The sequence below is a fragment of the Microbulbifer sp. YPW1 genome (assembly GCF_013367775.1).
Taxonomy (GTDB): Bacteria; Pseudomonadota; Gammaproteobacteria; order Pseudomonadales; family Cellvibrionaceae; genus Microbulbifer.
In genome coordinates, this window is record NZ_CP055157.1 from 4,451,580 (window position 1) to 4,473,962 (window position 22,383).

The 22,383-nt window shown below is 59.1% G+C and carries 20 protein-coding genes and 1 pseudogene; 13 read left to right on the forward strand and 8 right to left on the reverse strand.

Annotated elements, in window-relative coordinates; translation table 11 throughout:
- Positions 1-99 precede the first annotated feature (99 nt).
- The 7 genes from HUW35_RS18170 (at position 100) to HUW35_RS18200 (ending at position 9,890) form a co-directional block, all read left to right on the forward strand.
- Positions 100-2,835, forward strand: a complete 2,736-nt coding sequence (locus tag HUW35_RS18170) for a [protein-PII] uridylyltransferase (protein ID WP_181253609.1) — start codon at positions 100-102, stop codon at positions 2,833-2,835.
- Between the two features lie 53 nt (positions 2,836-2,888).
- Complete coding sequence (gene dapC / locus HUW35_RS18175; RefSeq protein ID WP_181253610.1) at positions 2,889-4,064, forward strand: succinyldiaminopimelate transaminase; 1,176 nt, start codon at positions 2,889-2,891, stop codon at positions 4,062-4,064.
- Between the two features lie 24 nt (positions 4,065-4,088).
- On the forward strand, positions 4,089-4,757 hold the full coding sequence (gene nth / locus HUW35_RS18180) for an endonuclease III (RefSeq protein WP_181253611.1): 669 nt from the start codon (positions 4,089-4,091) through the stop codon (positions 4,755-4,757).
- 40 nt (positions 4,758-4,797) lie between these two features.
- Positions 4,798-5,142, forward strand: a complete 345-nt coding sequence (locus HUW35_RS18185) for an ArsC family reductase (protein ID WP_181253612.1) — start codon at positions 4,798-4,800, stop codon at positions 5,140-5,142.
- Between the two features lie 73 nt (positions 5,143-5,215).
- Positions 5,216-6,247, forward strand: coding sequence for a 2,3,4,5-tetrahydropyridine-2,6-dicarboxylate N-succinyltransferase (gene dapD / locus HUW35_RS18190; protein ID WP_181253613.1), 1,032 nt, complete (start codon positions 5,216-5,218; stop codon positions 6,245-6,247).
- A gap of 417 nt (positions 6,248-6,664) precedes the next feature.
- On the forward strand, positions 6,665-7,795 hold the full coding sequence (dapE, locus tag HUW35_RS18195) for a succinyl-diaminopimelate desuccinylase (RefSeq protein WP_181253614.1): 1,131 nt from the start codon (positions 6,665-6,667) through the stop codon (positions 7,793-7,795).
- Between the two features lie 139 nt (positions 7,796-7,934).
- A complete protein-coding gene (locus HUW35_RS18200) occupies positions 7,935-9,890 on the forward strand; it encodes a S9 family peptidase (protein WP_181253615.1) in 1,956 nt (651 codons plus the stop codon).
- Between the two features lie 63 nt (positions 9,891-9,953).
- Here the strand turns inward: HUW35_RS18200 and HUW35_RS18205 are convergent, their stop codons facing one another.
- The 3 genes from HUW35_RS18205 to HUW35_RS18215 all read right to left on the reverse strand — a co-directional run bounded on the left by HUW35_RS18205 (position 9,954) and on the right by HUW35_RS18215 (position 11,708).
- Positions 9,954-10,331, reverse strand: coding sequence for a hypothetical protein (locus tag HUW35_RS18205; protein WP_181253616.1), 378 nt, complete (start codon positions 10,329-10,331; stop codon positions 9,954-9,956).
- Positions 10,332-10,337: 6 nt separating this feature from the next.
- The gene (locus HUW35_RS18210) at positions 10,338-10,889 is read right to left on the reverse strand and encodes a flavodoxin (protein ID WP_181253617.1); all 552 of its coding nucleotides are present in this window, start codon (positions 10,887-10,889) and stop codon (positions 10,338-10,340) included.
- A gap of 324 nt (positions 10,890-11,213) precedes the next feature.
- Positions 11,214-11,708 (reverse strand): Spy/CpxP family protein refolding chaperone, encoded by a 495-nt coding sequence (locus HUW35_RS18215; protein ID WP_181253618.1) that lies wholly within the window; start codon positions 11,706-11,708, stop codon positions 11,214-11,216.
- 244 nt (positions 11,709-11,952) lie between these two features.
- Between HUW35_RS18215 and HUW35_RS18220 the strand changes: the two genes are divergently transcribed.
- The 3 genes from HUW35_RS18220 (at position 11,953) to HUW35_RS18230 (ending at position 14,943) form a co-directional block, all read left to right on the forward strand.
- On the forward strand, positions 11,953-12,657 hold the full coding sequence (locus tag HUW35_RS18220; protein WP_181253619.1) for a response regulator transcription factor: 705 nt from the start codon (positions 11,953-11,955) through the stop codon (positions 12,655-12,657).
- A 5-nt stretch (positions 12,658-12,662) separates the two neighbouring features.
- A complete protein-coding gene (locus tag HUW35_RS18225; RefSeq protein WP_181253620.1) occupies positions 12,663-14,036 on the forward strand; it encodes an ATP-binding protein in 1,374 nt (457 codons plus the stop codon).
- Between the two features lie 208 nt (positions 14,037-14,244).
- Entirely contained in the window at positions 14,245-14,943 is a 699-nt protein-coding gene (locus tag HUW35_RS18230) for an SRPBCC family protein (protein ID WP_181253621.1), read from the forward strand.
- A gap of 89 nt (positions 14,944-15,032) precedes the next feature.
- Here HUW35_RS18230 and rluB read toward each other — a convergent pair whose 3' ends face one another.
- The 5 genes and pseudogenes from rluB to HUW35_RS18255 all read right to left on the reverse strand — a co-directional run bounded on the left by rluB (position 15,033) and on the right by HUW35_RS18255 (position 20,011).
- On the reverse strand, positions 15,033-16,007 hold the full coding sequence (gene rluB, locus HUW35_RS18235; protein WP_255463380.1) for a 23S rRNA pseudouridine(2605) synthase RluB: 975 nt from the start codon (positions 16,005-16,007) through the stop codon (positions 15,033-15,035).
- Positions 16,004-17,071: an SMC-Scp complex subunit ScpB gene (scpB, locus tag HUW35_RS18240; RefSeq protein ID WP_181253622.1), complete on the reverse strand. Its 1,068-nt coding sequence runs from the start codon at positions 17,069-17,071 to the stop codon at positions 16,004-16,006. Before scpB ends, rluB begins: the two co-directional genes overlap by 4 nt.
- A 302-nt stretch (positions 17,072-17,373) precedes the next feature.
- A pseudogene (locus HUW35_RS18245) lies at positions 17,374-18,225 on the reverse strand (ScpA family protein); the annotation flags it as partial.
- Between the two features lie 198 nt (positions 18,226-18,423).
- On the reverse strand, positions 18,424-19,047 hold the full coding sequence (locus HUW35_RS18250) for an L-threonylcarbamoyladenylate synthase (RefSeq protein ID WP_181255793.1): 624 nt from the start codon (positions 19,045-19,047) through the stop codon (positions 18,424-18,426).
- A gap of 37 nt (positions 19,048-19,084) precedes the next feature.
- On the reverse strand, positions 19,085-20,011 hold the full coding sequence (locus tag HUW35_RS18255) for a PHP domain-containing protein (protein WP_181253623.1): 927 nt from the start codon (positions 20,009-20,011) through the stop codon (positions 19,085-19,087).
- Positions 20,012-20,389: 378 nt separating this feature from the next.
- Here HUW35_RS18255 and HUW35_RS18260 point away from each other — a divergent pair, with 378 nt between their 5' ends.
- From HUW35_RS18260 to HUW35_RS18270, 3 genes are all read left to right on the forward strand, one after another.
- A complete protein-coding gene (locus HUW35_RS18260) occupies positions 20,390-21,166 on the forward strand; it encodes a VC0807 family protein (protein ID WP_255463381.1) in 777 nt (258 codons plus the stop codon).
- 107 nt (positions 21,167-21,273) lie between these two features.
- A complete protein-coding gene (locus tag HUW35_RS18265) occupies positions 21,274-21,573 on the forward strand; it encodes a YciI family protein (protein ID WP_181253624.1) in 300 nt (99 codons plus the stop codon).
- Between the two features lie 68 nt (positions 21,574-21,641).
- The gene (locus HUW35_RS18270; RefSeq protein WP_181253625.1) at positions 21,642-22,325 is read left to right on the forward strand and encodes a TIGR04211 family SH3 domain-containing protein; all 684 of its coding nucleotides are present in this window, start codon (positions 21,642-21,644) and stop codon (positions 22,323-22,325) included.
- Positions 22,326-22,383: the final 58 nt, after the last annotated feature.

Genomic DNA, 22,383 nt, shown 5'->3' on the forward strand with positions numbered 1-22,383 from the left:
GCACTGCGATCAGCACAATCGCGTGAACATGGCCTCTAGCGGCCAGGGAAGGAACAACCGGACCGGGCATTCCCCGGTGCCGAACCGGAATCTACACAGATGAATTCCATGCAGCTGGCCCACATCCCGCACTTTCAGAAGCCTCTATTCTTCTTCGATCAGTCGCGCTTCCGGCGCGACCTGAACGAGGGTAAACGCCCTACCCTGGAAATTTTCAAGGACGCCGTGGGCGCTGCCGACACCCATATGGCACGCCGCTTTCGCGAGGGCGAAGATGTCCGCACCCTGGTGTACGAGCGCGCCCTGTTTGTGGACTGCCTGCTCCACTATGCCTGGCATCAGTTCCAGTGGCCCGACAACATCAGCCTGCTCGCCGTCGGCGGTTATGGACGGGGGGAACTGCACCCCAAGTCGGATATCGACCTGCTGATACTTAGCGAAGACAAGCCAGACGAAGCCACGGTCGACAATATCGAGCGACTGGTCGCATTCCTGTGGGACCTGAAGCTGGATATCGGCCACTCCGTGCGCACCATTGACCACTGTATGGAGATGGCGGCCGAGGACATTACCGTTGCCACCAACCTGCTCGAGTGCCGCACGGTAGTCGGCAATCCGGCCCTGTGTGAAACCCTCAACGAGCGTATGACCCCGGAGAAGATCTGGGCGGCCGATGCCTTCTTCAGCGCCAAGTACAGCGAGCAGCAAGCCCGCCACAGCAAACAGCAGGGTGCTGAATACAATCTGGAACCCAACATCAAAAACGCCCCTGGCGGTCTGCGCGATATCCAGACGATCAACTGGGTCGCCAAGCGCTACTTTCAGGTGCGCACCCTCAAGCAGCTACAGGGAAAGGGTTTCTTTACCGAGGAAGAGTTCGCCATCCTGCAATCCGGCGAGGATTTCCTGTGGCGGGTACGCTACGGCCTGCATCTGCTGGCGGGCCGCCCTGAAGAGCGACTGCTGTTCGATTACCAGCGCGAGCTGGCGCGGGAGTTCGGCTACAAAGACAACGACACCCACCTGGCGGTCGAGCAGTTCATGCACACCTATTACCGGATCGTGATGGCGCTGCGCGAGCTGAACGATGTGCTGTTGCAGTTCCTGGATGAAGTGATCCTGCAACGGGGCAAACACCTGCCGGTCACCCCCATCAACGAGCGCTTCCAGCTTCGCGGCAACACCATCGAAGCAGCGGTGACCCGCACCTTTATCGAACACCCGCCCGCCCTGCTGGAAATCTTCGTGCTGATGGCCAATAACCCGGAAATCCACGGTGTCCGGGCTTCCACCATCCGCCTGATCCGCGAGCATCGCCACCTGATCGACGATGAGTTCCGCGCAGACCCGGCCAACACCCGGCTGTTCATGCAACTGCTGCGCAGCCCGCGCGGGCTTTCCACCCAGCTCACCCGCATGACCCGCTACGGTATTCTCGGCCGCTATTTGCCCGAGTTCGGCCGCGTCACCGGGCAGATGCAGCACGACCTGTTCCACATTTATACCGTGGACGCCCACACCCTGCAGGTGGTTCGCAATATGCGCAGCTTCCGCGGCGAAGACGCCTGGGAGAAGTTCCCGCTCGCGGCCGAGATACTGTCGCGCATGCGTAAACCCGAACTGCTGTATATCGGTGGCCTGTACCACGATATCGCCAAGGGGCGCGGCGGCGATCACTCCAAGCTCGGGGTAGCGGATGCAGATGCATTCTGTCGTCGCCACGGCCTCTCGGCGCGGGATCGCCGACTGGTGTGCTGGCTGGTAGAAAAGCACCTGCTGATGAGTGCGGTATCGCAAAAACAGGATATTTCCGATCCCGAAGTGGTACACGCCTTTGCCGCAGAAGTCGGCGACCGCGAACACCTGGATTACCTGTACGCACTGACCGTGGCAGACATCAATGCCACCAACCCGGACCTGTGGAACAGCTGGCGCGCCAGCCTGATGCGCCAGCTCTACCAGCATACCCAGCGCGCACTGCGCCGGGGGCTGGAAAACCCCATCGACCGCGATGAAATCTACGAAGAGACCCAGGCACAGGCGCGCAATATGCTGCGCGCCATGGGACTGCCGAGCAATGTCGTGGAAGATATCTGGTCCGAAATGGGCGAGGACTACTTTGTGCGCGAGAGCGCCGACAGCATCACCTGGCATACCGCCGCCATTTACCAGCTGCAGAAGGATCCGGAACGGGACGCCGACAGCGATACCGTGGTGCTTACCCGCAATTCCGGCCCGGGCGAGCACGACGGCGCTACCGAGGTATTCATTTACACCCCGGACCGCCCGAATGTGTTCGCTGCCGTGGTGACCGGCCTCGACATGCTCAACCTGAACATCCACGACGCACGTCTGTACAGTTCCGCTGGCGGCTACACCCTGGATACCTTTTACGTGCTGGACGAGTCCGGCCAACCGCTGCTGGACGAGCCCCACCGCCTGGAGCAGATCCGCAACACCCTGCAGCAGGAACTGAAGCTGGTGGAGGACTACTCCAAAGTGATCCAGCGCCGCACACCGCGCCGCCTCAAGATGTTCCACCTGCCCAGCCAGGCCCACATTTCCACCGAACCGGAAGACACCTACAGCACCCTGGAAATCACCAGTGCCGACCGGCCCGGCCTGCTGGCCCGTATCGCGCGCATCTTCATCACCCACGATCTGCGCCTGCACAACGCCAAGATTTCTACCTTGGGGGAACGCGTCGAGGATATCTTTCATATTACCGACGCCGACGACAAACCACTGGACGACCAGCAACTGATCGAAACTCTGGAACAGGCCATCTGCCAGGAACTGGACGCCCACCAGGCGACACTCCCCCCGCAGCCATGATCGGGTAACGGCACCAGACTCCCAGAATAAACAGCCAGGCAAACAGAACAATCATGAACCCTAACTTGCAACAGCTGCAGCCCTACCCTTTCGCCAAGCTCGCCAAACTGAAAGCGGGCGTGGAAGCCCCAGGGGAACTTGCGCATATTGCGCTGTCGATTGGCGAACCCAAACATACACCACCGGCGTTTGTACGGGACGAATTGATCGACAACCTCGACAAGCTGGCCGCTTATCCGGTAACCAAAGGACTGGATCCACTGCGCGAAACTATCGCCCGCTGGCTGTGCGAGCGCTTCCAGCTGGATACCGTGAACGCAGACTCCCAGGTAATCCCGGTGAACGGTACCCGCGAGGCGCTGTTCGCTTTCGCCCAGGCCGTGGTATCCCCCGGATCCAAGGTCCTGATGCCCAATCCCTTCTACCAGATTTACGAAGGGGCAGCCTTCCTCGCCGGCGCCGAACCCCACTTTATCAATTGCCGGGTTGAGACCGGATTCAAGCCGGACTTCGACGCGGTATCCGAATCCGTGTGGCAGCAGTGCGACCTGCTCTACCTGTGCACCCCGGGCAACCCCACCGGTGCGCTGCTGGATATCGAAGACCTCAAGAAGCTGATCGCACTGGCGGACCGGTACGACTTCACCATTGCCTCCGATGAGTGCTATTCCGAGCTGTACTTTGACGAAGATAATCCGCCGGTGGGCCTTCTGCAGGCCTGCGCGGAGCTGGGTCGCAACGATTACCGCCGCTGCGTGGTGTTCCACAGCCTGTCGAAGCGCTCCAACCTCCCCGGCCTGCGCTCCGGGTTTGTCGCCGGCGATGGGGAGATCCTGGAAAAATTCCTGCTCTATCGCACCTACCACGGCTGCGCCATGCCCGTGCCCACCCAGTACGCGTCTATTGCCGCCTGGCAGGACGAACAGCACGTAAAAGAGAACCGCGCGCTGTACCGACAGAAGTTTGATGCAGTACTGGATATTCTCGATGGCTGCCTGGATGTACAGAAACCAGAAGCCAGCTTCTACCTTTGGCCGCGAGTCGGCGATGGCGAAACCTTCGCCCGCGAGTTGTTCCGCCAGCAACATATCACCGTGCTTCCCGGCGCCTACCTCGCCCGCGAAGCCAACGGTGTCAATCCCGGTGCCGAATATGTCCGTATGGCCCTGGTCGCCACCCTGGATGAATGCATCGAAGGGGCAAAACGCATCAAGCAGTTCTGCCGATAAGCGTACGCTGTAAACGAATCGACAATGACCGCAAAGAACCTATTAAAAAAAGAGCGCGTGGAATATGTGCTCAACCGGCTGGAAGAGCTCTACCCGGAAACGCCGGTCCCGCTGGACCACTTTGACGCCTACTCCCTGCTGGTGGCGGTGCTGCTGTCGGCACAGTGCACCGATGAGCGGGTCAACCAGATCACGCCCGGCCTGTGGGCACTGGCAGACAATCCGTACGATATGGCGAAGGTCCCGGTGGAAAAAATCCGCGAGGTCATCCGCCCCTGTGGCCTTTCCCCACAAAAATCGAAAGCGATTCAGAAGCTTTCGGAAATCCTGGTCAACGAATACCACGGCCAGGTCCCGGAAAATATGGCAGCACTGGAAACCTTACCCGGTGTGGGCCACAAAACCGCAAGCGTGGTGATGGCGCAGGCCTTCGGCCATCCCGCTTTTCCGGTGGACACCCACATCCACCGCCTGGCCCAGCGCTGGGGTCTCACCTCGGGTAAAAACGTGGTGCAGACAGAAAAAGACCTGAAGCGCCTGTTCCCAAAAGAAAAGTGGAACAAGTTGCACCTGCAGATCATTTTCTACGGCCGGGAGTTCTGCTCTGCCCGCGGTTGCGATGGCACTGTCTGCGAGATCTGTACCACCTGCTATCCCGCGCGCAAGCACCCGAAAAAAATCAACAAAGCCTGAAGCCGTTTTCAGGATATTGAGCACTGATACAGGAAATTCCATGATTACCCTTTACGGCATCAAGAATTGCGACACCGTAAAAAAAGCCCGCAAGTGGCTCGAACAAAACGATGTAGCGTACAGTTTTCACGACTTCCGCGAAGATGGCATGAGCGATGTTCCCCTGTCCCAATGGCTACAGGAATTCGGCTGGGAGCAGGTATTGAATCGACGCTCCACCAGCTGGCGCGCGCTGAGCGAAGTGCAAAAAACGGAAATGGACAACGGCAGTGCCGAGTCGCTGGCCAGCGAAACCCCCACCCTTATCAAGCGTCCGGTAATGACCAAAGGTGATAACACCCTGTTTGGCTTCAAGGCCGACAGCTACGCCAGCTTCGTCAAGTAACGCACGCGAAGCAGTCGAGTTACCGCACATCAAACCAATTGAAAAAATTCAGACTCAGGAAAAGGAAACCATCATGAGTAACGTATATAGCATCGGCTTCGGCGTCGGCACCTGCAACAGCAAGGGCGAATGGCTCGAAGTTTACTTCCCGCAACCCCTGCTGAACCCGGCGGAGGAAGTTGCCGGTGCGGTGACCGGCACCTTGAATATTGACGGCGGCAATGTCGCCGTCGCACTGGAGCAGGCGCAGCTGCAGCCGCTTGCAGATCAGCTGGAAAGCGCCGGCGCCAGCGAGCAGGCAGAGATTCTGCGCCAGTTTGCCGGCAGCCAGCGCCCACTGGTGGCCGTGGTCCTGCACAGCGACGATGCACCGCAGTCTGTTCCGGAGTCTTACCTGAAGCTGCACCTGCTGTCACACCGCCTGGTAAAGCCTCACGGCACCAAGCTGGACGGCATTTTTGGCCAGCTGGCAAACGTTGCCTGGACCAATCAGGGCGCGATCGATCTCGAAGAGCTTCCCCAGCGCCAGCTGGAAGCGCGCCTGAAAGGCGAGCTGCTGGAAGTTTCCTGCGTGGATAAATTCCCGAAAATGACCAATTACGTGGTACCAAAAGGTGTGCGTATTGCACACACTGCCCGTGTGCGTCTCGGCGCATACCTGGGTGAAGGTACCACCATCATGCACGAAGGGTTTGTAAACTTTAACGCGGGCACCGAAGGCCCGGGCATGATCGAAGGCCGTATTTCTGCGGGCGTATTCGTCGGTGCCGGCTCTGATCTGGGCGGCGGCAGCTCTACCATGGGCACCCTGTCCGGTGGTGGCAACATCGTGATCGCTCTCGGCGACGGCTGCCTGCTGGGTGCAAACTCCGGTACCGGTATCCCTCTGGGCGACCGCTGCACTGTGGAATCCGGCCTGTACATCACCGCGGGCACCAAGGTTGCCGTGCTGGATGACAAGGGCGAAGTTGCCGAGTCCGTCAAAGCCCGCGATCTGGCCGGTAAATCTGACTTGCTGTTTCGCCGCAATTCCAGCACAGGTGCGGTTGAGTGCCTGACCAATAAAAGCGCGGTTGAACTGAATGCCGAGTTGCATAGCAACTGATTGATACGCCGCCGGTTACCGGGTCCGCTTGAAGCAGGTCCGGTGGCGGCAAAGCACTGGGGGAGCCTTTCGGAATCGCTGTAGATACATCCCTGTACGCTCCGGCGGTGCCATCCGTGGCACCGACGGTTCCGAAAAGCTCCCCCAGCGCTTTACCTTCACATGAACAAAAGTACTTCGTTCGGAACCACCGAGAAATAATAATTGCGCTCGGCAAGTAAACCGAACGTCGATGCGAAGGCCCCTCTGGCGGTGTTTTTTCGTGAGACCTTCTAAAACAGGGATGTTTTAGAAGAGCCCCCAGGGATGGGTTAACGGGGGGCGCCTAGCTCGTGTCTCGCGAGAAGCCACCGCCAGCCAGACCGCCACATAACAGGACTAGTGCTCCCCAAAACCAGGGAGCCGGTAAAAACTCCCATGACTCCAACTGTAAAACTTACCTGCGACCTGATCAGCAAAAAATCCGTAACCCCAGAAGACGCTGGGTGTATGGAACTAATGCTCGAACGCCTGGAAAAAATTGGCTTCAAAACCGAGCACCTGCGCTTCGGTGATACCGATAATTTCTGGTCCGTACGCGGCGAAGAAGGCCCCCTGTTCGCCTTTGCCGGCCACACCGACGTCGTGCCCACCGGCCCCGAAGAAAACTGGCAGTACCCGCCATTTGAGCCACAAGTCGTCAACGGTATGCTCTACGGCCGCGGTGCCGCGGATATGAAAGGCTCCCTTGCCGCCATGGTGGTGGCGTGCGAAGAATTCGTCGCCGCCCACCCCGACCACAAAGGTCGTATCGCCCTGCTAATCACCAGCGACGAAGAAGGTCCGGCAAAGCACGGCACCGTAAAAGTGGTCGAATGGCTGGAAAAACGGGGGGAAAAAATCGACTGGTGTCTGGTGGGTGAACCATCGAGCACCACCCTCGCCGGCGACGTCATCAAGAACGGCCGCCGCGGCTCACTGGGCCTGGAACTTACCGTATTCGGTATCCAGGGCCATGTTGCCTACCCGCACTTGGCAGAAAACCCGGTACACAAACTGGCACCGGCCCTGGCCGAGCTGGCCGCGGAGGAATGGGATCAGGGCAATGATTTCTTCCCTGCCACCAGCTTCCAGGTTTCCAACATCAACGGCGGCACCGGAGCCACCAATGTGATTCCCGGCGATGTGAAAGTCGTATGTAACTGGCGCTTTTCCACCGAGACCACTGCGGAACAGCTGGAGAGCCGCGCCCGAGCGATTTTTGATAAACACGGCCTGAAGTACGAAGCCAACTTCAACCTGTCCGGCCAACCCTTCCTCACTGCCGAAGGGCCACTGGTGGAGTCCGCACAGGCCGCCATTCGCAAGGTCACCGGCCGCGAAACCGAACTGTCCACTGCCGGCGGCACTTCCGATGGCCGCTTTATCGCCCCGACGGGCGCACAGGTCGTGGAACTGGGCCCGGTAAACGCCACCATTCACAAGGTGGACGAGTGCGTGAAAGCTGATGATCTCGATCTGGTAAAGGACATGTACCGGGAAATTCTCATCGGGCTCCTGGCCAAGTAAGCGCAGATCGATTGGCGTATATGTGACATAAATCACAACCTTGTCGCCCGCTCTCCCTTTCAATAGGGAGCGGGCAGCGAGGTTACCGCCAAGTCCCTACTGCCCCATACTTTTTCCTGACGCATTACATGGAGTTTATATGCGCCTTACTGCTTACCTCTGTTTTCTTTTCTCCCTCATAGCCCCATCGGCCTTCGCCGCCCCCGTTCCCCTCGACGACCTGATCCGTCACCCTGAAGTGCACCAGGTAAAGCTTTCCCCTACGGGTACACACCTGGCGGTACTGCGGCAATTTGAAGGCGAGCGGGTGCTGGTCATCATGACTCTTTCACCACTCAAAATTACCGGCTCCCTGCGCTTCCGCGGACAGGAAGAGGTAGGACAGTTCTACTGGGCGAGTGACGATCGGGTGGTCGCAGAAGTCATGACGAAACGCGCCGCACTGGAAGCGCCGGTAAATTACGGATCGCTGTTTGCGATCAATGCGGACGGCACCCGTGGCAAGAATATTTTTGGCTACGCCGCCGGTGAACAGCAGACCGGCAGCCGTATCAAGAAAGCAGAAGCCACCTATGCGCACGCCACTATTATCGACCCCCTGGTGGACGACAAAAATGAAATTCTGATTTCCACCTATCCGTGGGCCAGAGACTGGGAGACGCACGGTGATGTGTACCGGCTGAATATTTTTACCGGCGTAAGACGCCCGGTTGTAGGCCTACCCCAGGTTGGAGGGCGTGCCTATACGGATGGTCGCGGCGAACTGCTGTTCGCCAATGGCACCAACCGAAAAAATGAATACGAGCTATATGCCAAGGCGGAAAATGGCTGGGAACAGGTTACTCACCCTATTCTGCGCCACGCCACTCCGGTCGGGTTTGATCACGAAAGCAACCTTGCCTATCTGGTAGTGGACACGCCCAATCAGACACAGGCCCTGATTACCTGGGATGCGGAAAAGCAGGTTGTTGAAAAAGTCGTGCAGGACGAAATCACCGATATCAGCGATGTCCTTGTGCAACCCCGCAGCCAGCGCCCGATCGGGGTCTACCTGAATCCGGACTACCCCGCGGTGGAGTTTTTTGATGAAGGCGAAGGCTTTGCGCCGTTTTATCGCGGCCTGAAGCAGGCGTTTCAGGGTTATCACATCAATTTCACCAGCTTCACCCGGGATGGCAAAAGGGGCGTTCTCCAGGTTTCCGGTGACCGCCTCCCCGGCGATTTCTTTCTTGTGGACCTGGAATCCAAAAAAGTCGATTTTCTGCTGTCGTCCGCAGACTGGCTGGACCCACTCAAACTGAACCCCATGCGTGCGGAGCACTTCGAATCCTCTGACGGCCTGCGAATCAGTACCTACCTGACCTTCCCCGCCAATAGCGAGAAAGCCGGTAAGCTTCCCATGGTGGTGATGCCGCACGGCGGTCCCCACGCGCGGGACTTCTGGGGCTTTACAAGGGATGCACAGATTCTTTCCCAAAACGGCTATCTGGTGCTGCAGGTCAACTTCCGCGGCTCCACCGGGTTTGGCGACCAGTTTCACAATGCCGGGAAAAATGAGTGGGGCGGCAAGATCCAGCGGGATATTGCCGAAGCCGTACAGTGGGCAGTTGCGGAAGGACACGCAGATCCGGAGCGGGTATGTATCTATGGCGCCAGCTTCGGTGGCTACTCCGCACTGATGAACCCGATTCGCTACCCGGAACTGTATCAGTGTGCAGCGGGCTATGTGGGGGTTTATGATCTGGAGCTACTGTACAAGGAAGGCGACATCCGTCGACGCGACCGTGGCATCGCCTACCTCAGCGATACCGTCGGCCTGGATCCAGAGCATATGCGGGCCAACTCACCGCTCTATCACACAGATAAGCTCGACCTGCCATTGTTTATCATCCACGGAGAGGAGGATGAACGGGCACCGGTGGCCCACGCAGAGGCAATGCTGGAAAAGCTCGAAGCAGAAGGGAAACCTGTGAAATCTCTTATCGTCGAGCACGAAGGGCATGGTTTCTACAATGAAGACAACCGAAAATTGCTCTATACCCAGCTACTCGGTTTCTTCGATTCACATATCGGTGTCGGCGCCGCAGAACAGTAACTGACTTCCCGTATACAAAAAACGCGGCCCCTGGCCGCGTTTTTTATTTTCCCTGCACGGGAATCAGTGCAGTCTGCCGTGGCGGGCGACGGGCACCTCGGGCTCAGGTTCATCGAAGCCATGTGCCATCACAAAGTAATACAGCACCTGCTCCTGACCATCGGCCTCCGCCATCAGGTCGAAAATCACCTCCTCCTTCTCTCCGCGCGTCATACGCACAGAACTCACCAGATCCGGCTCGATAAAGACCTCCCCGATCAGACGCTTACCCCGCACCAGCTGTACCAGCAGTGTGTTGGCGTTTTCCTGGGTGAAACGCCAGTGGAAGTCATCGTCGTCGTACAGGATGGAATCCGGGGTGCCGGCGCGTAGGATGCAGTTGCAGTGATCGGCCAGCCAGGGCCAGAAGTCCTGCAATGTCAGAGAATCTGCGTGCGGCATAGGTGATCAGTCCTCAAGCCGGGCAACACTTTCTGCCCCGCCTTCCAGACCAAACTCCTCCGCAATCTGCTCGCACCAGTCGTTGAGGCGCGCGCAGGTCATTTCCTCCTGCTGGTCTTCGTCGATGGCCAGGCCGACAAAAATATTCTGCCCCGCAACTTCCGCCTTCGAAGCTTCGAATTCATAGCCTGCGGTCGGCCAGTGACCGATGATGGCCGCTCCATTGGCGACAATCACGTCGTGCAGCATACCCATGGCGTCGAGGAAGTAATCCCCGTAACCAAACTGGTCACCGAGGCCGAACAGCGCCACGGTTTTGCCGGAAAAGTCGATTTCCTGGACATCTTCCCAGAAATCTTCCCAGTCGGACTGGATCTGACCAAAGTCCCAGGTGGGAATCCCGAAAATCAGTTGCTCGTAGTCCCCGATCTCGACCTGGGTAACATCGGCGATATCGTGGATATCCACACGCTCTTCCCCCAGCCGCGCGGCGATACGCTGGGCGATACTTTCGGTGTTGCCTTCATCACTACCGTAAAACAGGCCGATCTTGCTCACTGTCTCTCCTCAAATACCAGATACTGCCCCGCCCTTCACTACCCCGATTCCACACCAGTGGCGGGATGACGAGTAGATTGCCGGGACTTCAAGGGACCGGGTCGGGGCGGGCATTCTCCCAACAAAGGGCAGGTACGGCAAGGAGCAGAGCGACAACGCGACTGCCCAGGACTAGCCAAAGAGGATATAAAAAAAGCCCCCGGATATGGCGGGGGCGTCAGAGGATGGTCTGCCGGCGGTTGGGGTGGGAGCCGGCAGCCCGGGGTGAGTGACTGATTCAGGGGAAAGCGCGTGGCCCATCGTATGGTGACCCGCTAACCGCATTTAGCCTTCGTCTTTCTGCCAGCGCTGCATGCGCTTCTCGTGGCGTTCCATGCGCTCGGCCTTCATTTCCGCCAGCTTGGCCTTCTGCTCATCGGTGAGGATGGATTCGAACTGGACCTGCTTCTCATGCATGCGCTGCATTTTCTGGACTTCCAGTTTGCCCAGCTCGGCTCCCAGACTGTCCAGGGTGGCTTGGTCGGCGCCGGATTCAATGGCCTCGCGCAACTGTTTGCGCAGCGCATGCCATTCCTCGCGCTGTGCCTTGCGCGCTTCTTTACTCGCTTCGCGGTTGGCCTTCAGTTGCGCCTTCTGGCCTTCGGTCAGGTCAAGCTTCTCCGCCAGGTGCTCAAACATACGTTCTTTGTGGTGACCGCCGTGGTGTCCTTTGTGCCCGCGATGCCCCTGGTGTTCATCCGGGAACGCCAGAACCATGCCCGAGGTGGTCAGTGCGCTGCCCAGTACCAGGCTACCTGCAAGTGCTTTCCATTTATTCATAGGGTTCATCCTCAAGTGATGCTGGTTGGTGATACCGGTCGGCGACAACCGTTGTCTGGTGATTCGCGAGTCGGTAGGTGCATACTAGGCTCAGCCAATGTAAACAGGGGATAACTGCGGTAAACATTTGTTAAGAACGGTAAAACACGCAAAACCTTCCCGCATTGACGGTCACCGCTGGGCATATAATCCCTTCACACATAGTTGATTGAACAATAGCGATTAAACGGGACATTCGAGATTCATGAGCCATATCCTGCTGGTCGACGACGACACCGAACTGACAGAACTGCTGGAAGAGTTTCTGGTGGGAGAGGGATTTGCAGTAACTGTCGCTAATGATGGAGGCCGCGGCCTGGAACTGGCTCGCAGCCAGCCATTCGACGCGCTGGTACTGGATGTCATGCTGCCGGTACACAATGGTTTCGACGTTCTGCGCAAATTGCGCGAGGACGCCAGCAATCCAGGACATTCACTGCCGGTAGTGATGCTGACGGCCAAGGGCGACACCGTGGACCGCATTGTAGGCCTCGAAATGGGTGCCGACGACTATCTCCCCAAACCCTGCAACCCGCGGGAACTGGCCGCCCGCCTGCGCGCCATACTGCGTCGCGGACGCTCGGAAGTGGAGACCGGTGACGACAACCTCACCAGTGGCCCCCTGCGCCTGCTGCCCCGCGAGCACCAGTGCTTCTGGGCAGACCAGGGCGTCAACCTCACCGGCGCCGAATTCTCCGTGCTTCGAGTATTGGTCGAAAACGCCGGCGAAGTGGTCAGCAAGGAAGTCCTCACGGAGAAGGCCCTCGGCCGTAAACTGATGCCCTACGACCGCTCCATCGATGTCCACGTCAGCAATATCCGCAAAAAGCTCGCAGAACAGGGAGCCAGTCGCGAGCTGATCATCAATATCCGCGGTGCCGGGTATATGCTCACCGACAGCCAGGGATAACAGCCATGAGCAGCCTTTTCGGCCGGATGTTTTTCGGTGCCTGGCTCACCGCGGTGATCATGGTGCTGGCCGCGGTATACATCACCCATATTCGCGAGTTTGGCGACCCGGCCCAGAAAGATCGCTGGGAAGGCCCCGAGCTGTTTCGCGAAATCACCCACAACCTGCGCATGACCCGCCGTCACGGTATCGAGCACTTCCGCCACTGGCTGGAACGCCAGCCCGTTGATGTCCAGAAGCGGATTTTCGCCATCGACCGGGATGGCAATGAGATACTCGCGCGGACCGTCCCCCAGTCCATGGCACCGCTGCTTGCCGCACTCAGCTACCGCAACCGCGAGGCCCGGGGGCTGGTCGACAAAAAGCCCAGCGTGGCATTCTTCGTCCCGCGCCGCGGCGGCGAAAGCCTGAGCGTGGTATTTGTTGCCGGTAAAAGTAAGGAAGAACTGTTGTTGCGCTTTGTATTGCGCAGCTTCTGGCCGATCCTGGTGCTCGCCACACTCGCTTCCGGCCTCGCCTGTTACTGGCTGGCGCGCTACCTGAGCAAGCCGCTGGACAACCTGCGCACCGCCACCCGGCGGGTTGCCGCGGGCGACCTCAGCTACCGGGTAACCCCGACCCTGCGCGGGCACAGCCGCGAACTGGGGGAACTGGCGGCGGATTTTGACTCCATGACGGCGCAGGTTCAGGAATCCATGGCCGAGCAGCGACGCCTGATCAAGGATGTCTCCCACGAACTGCGCTCCCCCCTGGCCCGTCTGCAGGTGGCTCTGGGCATCGCCCGCCAGAAAAATGTGCAGGCGCTGGACCCGGAGCTGGATAAGATCGGCAAGGCCGCCGACTACCTCGAAGATATCATTGCAGACATCTTGTCCTTGCCGGTAAGCGGCAACGATGAGCGACCTCTGGACGATGTGGTGGAAATCAACAGCCTGCTGGCGGCACTGCGTGACGACCTGAAAGATGAGGCGACAAGCAAGCAGGTGCGCTTCGATATCCGTAGCGACGAGCGCGAGTTGCTGGTGGCCACACGCGGAAGCTCGCTCACGGCCGCGCTGGAGAATATCCTGCGCAACGCGATCAAATACAGCCCCGCAGGCAGCCAGGTGGCCGTGGACATCCGGCACAGCGGCGACCAGTGCCAGATACAGGTAACCGATTCCGGCAACGGCGTGCCGGAATCCGAACTGCAGGCCATCTTCCGCCCCTTCTATCGCACCGATGAGGCCCGCAGCCGGGAGAGCGGCGGCTTTGGACTCGGGCTCGCTATCGCGCAGCGCACGGTGGCACAGCACAACGGCAGTATCGAAGCCTTCAACGTAGCGGGTGCGGGCCTTGCCATTCGCATCAAGTTGCCCTGTGTTGATGCAAATTTCTAAATGATCGGCTAATCGAGAGCGACAGCGAAAAACGCGAAACAAAATTCTCCACGTCCGGGTAACTGGCGAACCTCTGCGCCAGCCAGTACACTTTCAAGCCAACAGCTGTACCAAAAGTAACCCCGCCTCCGCGGGGGAGCGATAACGACAACCGCCTGCTAGCGCCGTCTCCAGACAGGCTTGCGGGAAATCGATCGGGGGATAGCGCATGCGCTGGATACTCTACATTCTGATTTTTCTGGCCCTGCTGGTGCTCGCAGGCTTCCTGTTCCCACGTGTGGCGACTACCGAACGCAGTGTGTATATCGCCGAGCCACCGGCAGTGGTCTTTCCCTACCTGAACAACTTTCGCAATTTCAACAAGTGGTCGCCCTGGTATCAGATAGACCCGGAAACCGAATATACCTACGAGGGCTTTCCGGAAGGCAACGGTGCGGTCATGAAGTGGACCAGCGAAAATCCCAACGTGGGCACCGGTTCCCAGACCATTACCGCCAGCGAGCCCTACTCGCGGATCGCCACCGATCTGGATTTCGGGCCACAGGGCAAAGCCAAGGCCGAATTCAGACTGCAGCCGCAGGGGAGCGGCACCAATGTGACCTGGACGTTTGCTTCGGAGATGGGTGGCAGCCCCATCGCCCGCTGGATGGGGTTACTGGTTTCGAGAATGGTTGGAAAATCCTACGAAGACGGCCTGCAGAAACTCAAAACCCTGGTGGAATCCGAAAGTGCCGGACAGGGAACGAGCGACGCCCCCTCAGCAGCCCCCACTCCTACAGAGCCAGGCACCCTGGAGCCCGAGAATGTCGACCCGGGTATGGAAAACCAGATTATTGAGGGTGACGACATCGAAGAGCCGGACACCGATGGCGATGCGCTGGAGGAATTTGAGGAAGAGCAGCCATAAGCTGCAATAGACAAGCACTCGCGCACAAAAAAGGCAGCCACTGGCTGCCTTTTTCATTTCTGCTTGAGGTCAACGAGACCCGCCGCGCCCTACCCGCGACGGGAGGGTTTGGCGCCGCCTTTTCTCGGTGCCGAGCGACCACGTGCATCTTCTTTCGCGCCTTTTGCACGGGAATCCCTGCCTTTGGCGTCCTTGGGCGCCGCACTCTTGACCGGAGTGCGCCCGCCCGCCGACGCGGTGGACTTGCGCAGCTTGCGGCGCTGACGCTGCAGGGTCTCTTTCTCCGCCTGAGTCAGTGGTCGCTGGCCCAGCTTCGGCAGCCCGGCGGTAATGCACAGGTCATCAATTTCTTTGGGTTCCATCTCGATCCACTGTCCAACCCGCACGTGGGACGGGATAAACACGCTGCCGTAACGCACGCGCTTGAGTCGGCTGACCCGCACACCCTGTGACTCCCACAGGCGACGTACCTCGCGGTTACGCCCTTCCATCACCACGCAGTAGAACCAGCGGTTGGTACCTTCGCCGCCACTCTCCACGATATCGGTAAAACGCGCCTGCCCATCATCCAGCAATACACCGCTGGTCAAACGCTTTTTCATATCGTCGTCCACCTGGCCCTGGATACGTACCAAGTACTCGCGATCGATGACCGATGATGGATGCATCAATTTGTTCGCCAGCTCACCACTGTTGGTAAACAGCAGCAGGCCGCTGGTGTTGAAGTCCAGACGCCCCACGGAAATCCAGCGGCCGCTTTTCAGGCGCGGCAACCGGTCGTAAACAGTGGGGCGACCTTCCGGGTCGTGGCGAGAGCAGATTTCCCCGATGGGCTTGTTGTAAAGGATCACCCGCAGGCGGTTGTCCTCGCTGCCAGACAGGCGTTTGCCGTCAAATTCGATCTGGTCGTCTTCGGTTACCCGCTCACCCAGGCCGGCCACTTGACCGTTGACCGTGACACGGCCCGCCTCAATGGCGCGCTCCATTTCCCGGCGCGAACCCATGCCCGCACGGGCCAGTACTTTTTGCAGTTTTTCGCCCGCTGGCGCCACGTCATTACTCATGAATTGAGGTTTTCCGGGGATTTGTGTTCGTCTTCATTGGTTGTTTCCTCCTGGGGCTCTTCCCGAGCTGCCGGTGATTCATCTGGGCCGTCGGCAGAATCCGACGGCTCCTCGTCCGAAGCGGACTGCACGTCTTCCGCTTCTTCCGCTTCTTCCGCTTCTTCCGCTTCTTCCGCTTCTTCCGCTTCTTCCGCTTCTTCCGCTTCTTCCGCTTCTTCCGCTTCTACAGCGTAGTCTTCGGTCGCGATTTGTTCGGTACTTTCGGCTTCGGCTTCGGCTTCGGCTTCGGCTTCGGCTTCGGCTTCGGCTTCGGCTTCGGCTTCGGCTTCGGCTTCGGCTTCGGCTTCGGCTTCGGCTTCGGCTTCGGCTTCGGCTTCGGCAGTAGTGTCGTCAGCGACGTCGCCGCCTGCATCAACTGTAGACACCTCTGGCGCGTCACCATCGGTGGCGCTTTCCGCATCGGCGCCGGTCTCATTATTTACCTGTGACGGCGCACCGCCCTCACCGAGATCCAACGCTGCATTGAGGCTCTCGATATCCCGGATCTCCGCCAGGGTCGGCAGATCATCCAGGCTCTTGAGGTTGAAATAGTCCAGGAACTCACGGGTGGTCGCGTAAAGCGCCGGTTTTCCCGGCACATCGCGATGCCCTACCACCTTGATCCAGCCGCGCTCGGACAGGCTTTTCACAATATGCGAGCTCACCGCAACCCCGCGAATCTCCTCGATATCACCGCGGGTGATCGGCTGGCGATAGGCAATGATGGCGAGGGTCTCGAGGGTGGCACGGGAGTATTTCTGTGGTTTCTCTTCCCACAACTTGTTCACCCAGGGCGCCAGGTCTTCGGGCACCTGGAAGCGCCAGCCGCTGGCGACCTGTTTCAGTTCAAAACCGCGCTCGGTACAGCTTTCCGCGATCCGTTCGAGGGCCTCGCGCAGAGCCGCTTTTTCGGGGCGTTCACCCTCATCGATCAGGGACAGCAGACGATCTTCCGACAGCGGCTGTGCCGCTGCCAGCAGAGCGCCCTCCACGATCCGGCGCAATAATTCCGGGGCAATACTCATTGAATGGCGTTCACTTGCTATCAGCTGAACAGCGACGGAGTTGTCGCTTCAGCATCGGGTTCTTGTTCGCTGTCGGGCTCGACGTCGCTCGCTTCCGCGATCGATTCGCCCTGCACAGCCGGCGCATCGGCCGATTCAAAGCCTTCCTCGGCACTCTCCTCAGAAACCTGTTCTTCAGAAACACTTACCTCAGAAAAACTTACCTCTGGAACATAGTCTTCGGAGTCCAACGCATCCGCTACGTCGCCGTCAGCGATTTCGCTCTCATCCTCGCCCTGCTCCTCATCAGAGGACTCTTCCACCTCGCCGCGGGCGCGCACGTGAATGGGACCGAAAGATTCGTTCTGCACCAGTTCCAGCAGTGACTCCTTGACCAGCTCCATCACCGCGAGGAAGGTGACAACCACTCCCAGGCGGCCCTCTTCGGCACGGAACAGGCTGACAAAAGGCACAAACTGGCGGTGGCGGATTTTGTCCAACACCTGGGTCATGCGTTCACGGGTAGAGAGCTTTTCCTTCTCCACCTGGTGACTCTCGAACATGTCGGCGCGGCGCAGTACATCCGCCAGAGCAACCAGGACTTCTTTCAGGTCGACTTCCGGTTCCGGACGCGTGAGCTTGCGATCCGGGCCGGTTGCACTGGCCTGGTGGATCTCGCGACCCACACGGGGCAGCTCGTCCATATCTTCCGCCGCAGTCTTGAAGCGCTCGTATTCCTGCAGGCGGCGAATCAATGCGGCGCGCGGATCTTCACCCTCTTCTTCCTCTGCTTCTGGCGGACGCGGCAGCAGCATGCGCGACTTGATCTCCGCCAGCATGGCGGCCATCACCAGGTATTCCGCCGCCAGCTCGAAGCGTATCGCGCTCATCATCTCTACATAGGCCATGTACTGGCGGGTGATGTCGGCGACATTGATCTCGAGAATGTCGAGGTTCTGACGGCGGATCAGGTAGAGAAGCAGGTCCAGAGGGCCTTCGAAGGCCTCAAGAATGACTTCCAGTGCGTCCGGCGGGATATACAAATCGCTGGGCAGGTCGGTAAATGCCTTGCCCTCGACCATGGCGAAGGGCATTTCCCCCTGACGGGGGCCACTGCTGCCGGCCCGGTCACCGGCGCCAGCAACCTCTGCGGCACCTCCAGTCTCGGAATTCAAGGCTGCATCCACTTCCGCCGCAGCGGCTTCGACCGCGTCCACGGGCTGCTCGGCAGTCTCCGCGCCGGTGTCAGGATCGGCCACAGGGTGCTCTGCCCCGCCGGCTTCACCGGGGGCGACCGCAATCGCTTCTTCTATTTCGTCACTGGACACACTGCAGTCCTTCGGCACAACCAAACGGGCGATTATACATCAGTGTCAGCCGAGAATTTCATCAATCGCACCACAGCCCTGACGAATCAAAACCGCTTCATCTCCGGTCAGGTCTACCACGGTAGTGGCCTCAAGGCCGCAGAAACCACCATCGATCACCAGCTCAACCTGATGCTCGAGGGTATCGCGAATATCGTAGGGGTCGGTGAGAGGCTGCTCCTCGCCGGGCATGATCAGACTGCAGCTCATCAGCGGCTCGCCCAGGGTGGAAATCAGGCTCTGCACGATGGCGTTATCCGGTACCCGCAGGCCAATCGTCTTGCGCTTGGGGTGTAATAGTCGGCGCGGCACCTCGGAAGTGGCCGGCATAATAAAGGTATACGGACCCGGTGTGTGATTTTTCAACAGGCGGAACATCTGGTTGTCCACCTTGGCGTAGCTGGCGAGCTCGGAGAGATCCCGGCACATGAGGGTGAAATTGTGGTCCTTGTCCAGCTGTCGCAAGGCGCGGATACGCTCAACGGCGAGCTTGTCGCCCAGCCGGCAGCCGATGGCATAAGCGGAGTCCGTAGGAAACACGACCACACCGCCGGAGGAGACAATATCCGCCGCCTGAGTAACCAGACGAGCCTGAGGATTTTCCGGATGTATCTGGAAGAACTGCGCCACTTCTACCCCCTGAAGACGTTTTATAAAAGACACAATGCTACTGAATCTGATTGGCGTCAGTTTGCCACAGATTCCAGACCGGCTCGACGCCCGCAGGCAGGCGCACACAGCCCAGTGCGCGCCACGGCTGGTCGGGCTGATGGAAATCGCTGCCGAGAGAGGCCAGCAATGGCCCGCGCGGACCCGCGGCGGGTGCTCTCACCTGATCCAGCAGGCTGAGAATCTCGCGGGTCTGTACCGGATTCTGCTGTCCGCACACCACTTCCACCGCATCTCCCGCGGCAGCGCAAAAGTCCACCAGCAGGGCCCGCAGTTTGGTGCGAGTCAGTCCGTATTTGAGCGGGTGCGCCAGCACGGCAGCACCGCCGGCGCTGCGGATCGCAGAAATGGTTTCCACCATATCCGGCCAGGGCACGGCGACATCACCAATCTTGCCTGCACCGAGATAGCGCTTGAAGGCTTTGCCGCTGTCACTGACATATCCCGCCTCAACCATCCAGCGGGCAAAGTGCGGTCGCCCGATCACTCCCTCTCCTGCCAATGCCCGGGCGCCGGCGAGCGCGCCCGCAAAACCGCGTTTTTCGAGTCGCTCGGCAATCTGCTGCGCCCGCTCCCGACGCAACTGGTCACGCAGCCGGATCGCCTGGACAAGTGCCGTGGCCCGTCGGTCTACATTCAGCCCGACGATGTGCACTACCCGCCGCCCCCAGAGGGCAGTCAGCTCAATGCCTGGCAACAGGGTCAGTCCCTGCGCACGCGCCTCCGCCTCGGCCTCATCAATCCCCGCAACGGTATCGTGGTCTGTGAGCGCCAACAGTGTCACACCTGCCGATTTGGCCCTCGACACCAGCGCCGTAGGGCTTAAAATACCGTCAGACGCGGTACTGTGGCAGTGCAGGTCAATTTGACCAGTCAACGCTTGCTCAGTCAGCAAAGGACGACCAAGGGAATGTTCAGGGTCCATACTCTGTGTTCATTTTGGTTACCGCTGGTTTTAAAACCGTGTTCTGGATAGTGCGCAATTTATAGAACAGCCGTTTCGGCTTCCCCGGGAATTGATATTGATCCCCGGTCACCGCCTCAAGCAGGCCGGCACGAAGCCCGTATGGCCCGCGTGGAAAGGAACTTTCCCGCCGGATCGCCGTCACATACCAGTGCAGCGAGAGCAAGCTGCCCCAGCACTGCGGCATTCGGCACCCCATAGCATGGCAAGAAGTCATGACATGGTACGACGCACCAGACCGGCTCACCGGTTTCAGGGATAAGGCCCCGCGAACGGGGATCCACTATCGCCACTGACAGCTGTACAGTCAGCCAGCGGGCATTATCACCGGAACAGACCATGACCGATAGTAATCACAGTAATCCAGCCCCTCAGGCGGGCACGACCGCGGACCCGGCAGAAGGCCCGCTGCAAGCAGATGATACCCGGCAGTCACCGCAGAAAGAGAGCCTGCTGGCCAACCTGCTGCTTAATATTGTCATCCCCACCCTGATCCTCACCAAGCTATCCGGCGACAACTGGCTGGGCACCAAGTGGGCAATTGTGGTGGCCCTGGCTTTCCCCCTCGGCTATGGCCTGCGCGACCTGCAGCGCTCCGGTAAAATCAACTTCTTTTCCGCACTCGGTATCATCAGCATCCTGCTGACCGGCAGCATGAGCCTGCTGGAGCTGGATGCAAAATACATCGCGATCAAGGAAGCAGCCATTCCCGGCCTGCTCGGCATCGCCACCATCGCCAGCCTCTATACACGCTGGCCGCTAGTGCGCACCCTGATCTACAACGATCGCATTCTCGACACCCGCAAGATCGCCCGCACCTTGTCCTCCAACGGCAACGCGTCTGCTTTCGAGCGCACGCTGCTGCAGGCATCGTGGATGATTGCCGGCTCCTTTTTTCTTTCATCCACATTGAACTACATCCTCGCCGAAGTACTGCTGAAAAGCCCCCCGGGAACTGAGGCGTTCAATGAAGAGCTTGGCAAGATGACCGCACTCAGCTTTCCGGTAATCGCCCTGCCGGCAACCATTATCCTGATGCTGGTACTGGTATTCCTGTTTCGCCGCATCGGGAAATTGACCGGGCTCAAGCTGGAAGAAATTCTGGTGCAGCAGTGACCGCTGCGACATCGTTACAGGACAACAACATCGGGTAATGTCGAGCAGGAATCTGCGGCATAAAAACCGAATTTATAAAAACGGAACTCAGGAAACAGAAATTAATTATGTGGTACGCCATTATCAGCCAAGACGTCGAAAACAGCCTGCCCCTGCGCCAGTCTGCCCGCCCGCAACATATTGCGCGCCTGAACACGCTAAAGGACCAGGGACGTCTACTGATCGCCGGCCCGCACCCAGCCATCGACAGTGAAGACCCGGGTGAAGCCGGTTTTTCCGGCAGCCTCGTAGTTGCGGAATTTGCATCTCTAGAGGAAGCCAAGGCGTGGGCAGATGCCGACCCCTATGTGGAAGCCGGTGTTTACGCCGCGGTAACTGTAAAGCCCTACAAGCTGGTTCTGCCCTGATAGACAGAGCCGACTTGCAGACCATCAGTCACGATAAAAGTACACCAGTACCCGATTTGTTCCAGACCATGAAAAAGTTTTTGCACACCGTCGCAGCCAGCCTGATTGCTCTCGGCGCCAGCCACAGCCAGGCCATCAGCTCCGAACGCTACATCACCGACGAGCTCCATGTTCCGATGCGCTCGGGCCAGGGCAATGAATTCCGCATTCTGCACCGCGGCCTGCCCAGCGGTACCAAACTCACCCTGCTGCAGGATTCCCCGGATACCGGCTGGGCCCAGGTACGCACCCCGGGCGGAGAGGAAGGCTGGGTACGCAGACAATATCTGGAGGCCGAGCCGGTAGCCAAAATCAAACTGGCCCAGGCGGAAGCACGCCTGGAGCATATTGAAAGCCTGCAGGGAAACCTGGGCGGCGAAGTGCGCAGGCTCGAAGAAGACAACGGCAAGCTGAGCGTTGCGCTGAAGGCGGAAAAAGAGCGCGCGGATGCCCTGTCCAGGGAGCTCAAGGAACTCAAGTCCCTGTCTGCTGACGCGGTTGCACTCAACCAACGCCACCAGAAGCTTCTCAACCAGCACGAGCTGCTGAAGCAGAAGCAGTCCATGAACCAGGCGGAAATACAGCGTCTCTCCAGCAGCGAAACACAGAAGTGGTATATGTATGGCGCCATCTCGGTACTGATGGGCGCAATCCTCGCCATGATCGCGCCCCACTTCCGTCCGCGTAAGCGCAATTCGGAGTGGGCCAACTAACGGCTTTCCCACACCACTGAGCAGCGGTTAGAATTTCATAACCGGCTCACAAAGCCCG

What these genes read in the sequence shown, in the direction of transcription:
- HUW35_RS18170 (WP_181253609.1), top strand. Translation starts at nt 100, where the DNA reads ATGAATTCCATGCAGCTGGCCCACATCCCGCACTTTCAGAAGCCTCTA.
- dapC (WP_181253610.1), top strand. Translation starts at nt 2,889, where the DNA reads ATGAACCCTAACTTGCAACAGCTGCAGCCCTACCCTTTCGCCAAGCTC.
- nth (WP_181253611.1), top strand. Translation starts at nt 4,089, where the DNA reads ATGACCGCAAAGAACCTATTAAAAAAAGAGCGCGTGGAATATGTGCTC.
- HUW35_RS18185 (WP_181253612.1), top strand. Translation starts at nt 4,798, where the DNA reads ATGATTACCCTTTACGGCATCAAGAATTGCGACACCGTAAAAAAAGCC.
- dapD (WP_181253613.1), top strand. Translation starts at nt 5,216, where the DNA reads ATGAGTAACGTATATAGCATCGGCTTCGGCGTCGGCACCTGCAACAGC.
- dapE (WP_181253614.1), top strand. Translation starts at nt 6,665, where the DNA reads ATGACTCCAACTGTAAAACTTACCTGCGACCTGATCAGCAAAAAATCC.
- HUW35_RS18200 (WP_181253615.1), top strand. Translation starts at nt 7,935, where the DNA reads ATGCGCCTTACTGCTTACCTCTGTTTTCTTTTCTCCCTCATAGCCCCA.
- HUW35_RS18205 (WP_181253616.1), bottom strand. Translation starts at nt 10,331, where the DNA reads ATGCCGCACGCAGATTCTCTGACATTGCAGGACTTCTGGCCCTGGCTG.
- HUW35_RS18215 (WP_181253618.1), bottom strand. Translation starts at nt 11,708, where the DNA reads ATGAATAAATGGAAAGCACTTGCAGGTAGCCTGGTACTGGGCAGCGCA.
- HUW35_RS18220 (WP_181253619.1), top strand. Translation starts at nt 11,953, where the DNA reads ATGAGCCATATCCTGCTGGTCGACGACGACACCGAACTGACAGAACTG.
- HUW35_RS18225 (WP_181253620.1), top strand. Translation starts at nt 12,663, where the DNA reads ATGAGCAGCCTTTTCGGCCGGATGTTTTTCGGTGCCTGGCTCACCGCG.
- HUW35_RS18230 (WP_181253621.1), top strand. Translation starts at nt 14,245, where the DNA reads ATGCGCTGGATACTCTACATTCTGATTTTTCTGGCCCTGCTGGTGCTC.
- rluB (WP_255463380.1), bottom strand. Translation starts at nt 16,007, where the DNA reads ATGAGTAATGACGTGGCGCCAGCGGGCGAAAAACTGCAAAAAGTACTG.
- scpB (WP_181253622.1), bottom strand. Translation starts at nt 17,071, where the DNA reads ATGAGTATTGCCCCGGAATTATTGCGCCGGATCGTGGAGGGCGCTCTG.
- HUW35_RS18255 (WP_181253623.1), bottom strand. Translation starts at nt 20,011, where the DNA reads ATGGACCCTGAACATTCCCTTGGTCGTCCTTTGCTGACTGAGCAAGCG.
- HUW35_RS18260 (WP_255463381.1), top strand. Translation starts at nt 20,390, where the DNA reads ATGACCGATAGTAATCACAGTAATCCAGCCCCTCAGGCGGGCACGACC.
- HUW35_RS18265 (WP_181253624.1), top strand. Translation starts at nt 21,274, where the DNA reads ATGTGGTACGCCATTATCAGCCAAGACGTCGAAAACAGCCTGCCCCTG.
- HUW35_RS18270 (WP_181253625.1), top strand. Translation starts at nt 21,642, where the DNA reads ATGAAAAAGTTTTTGCACACCGTCGCAGCCAGCCTGATTGCTCTCGGC.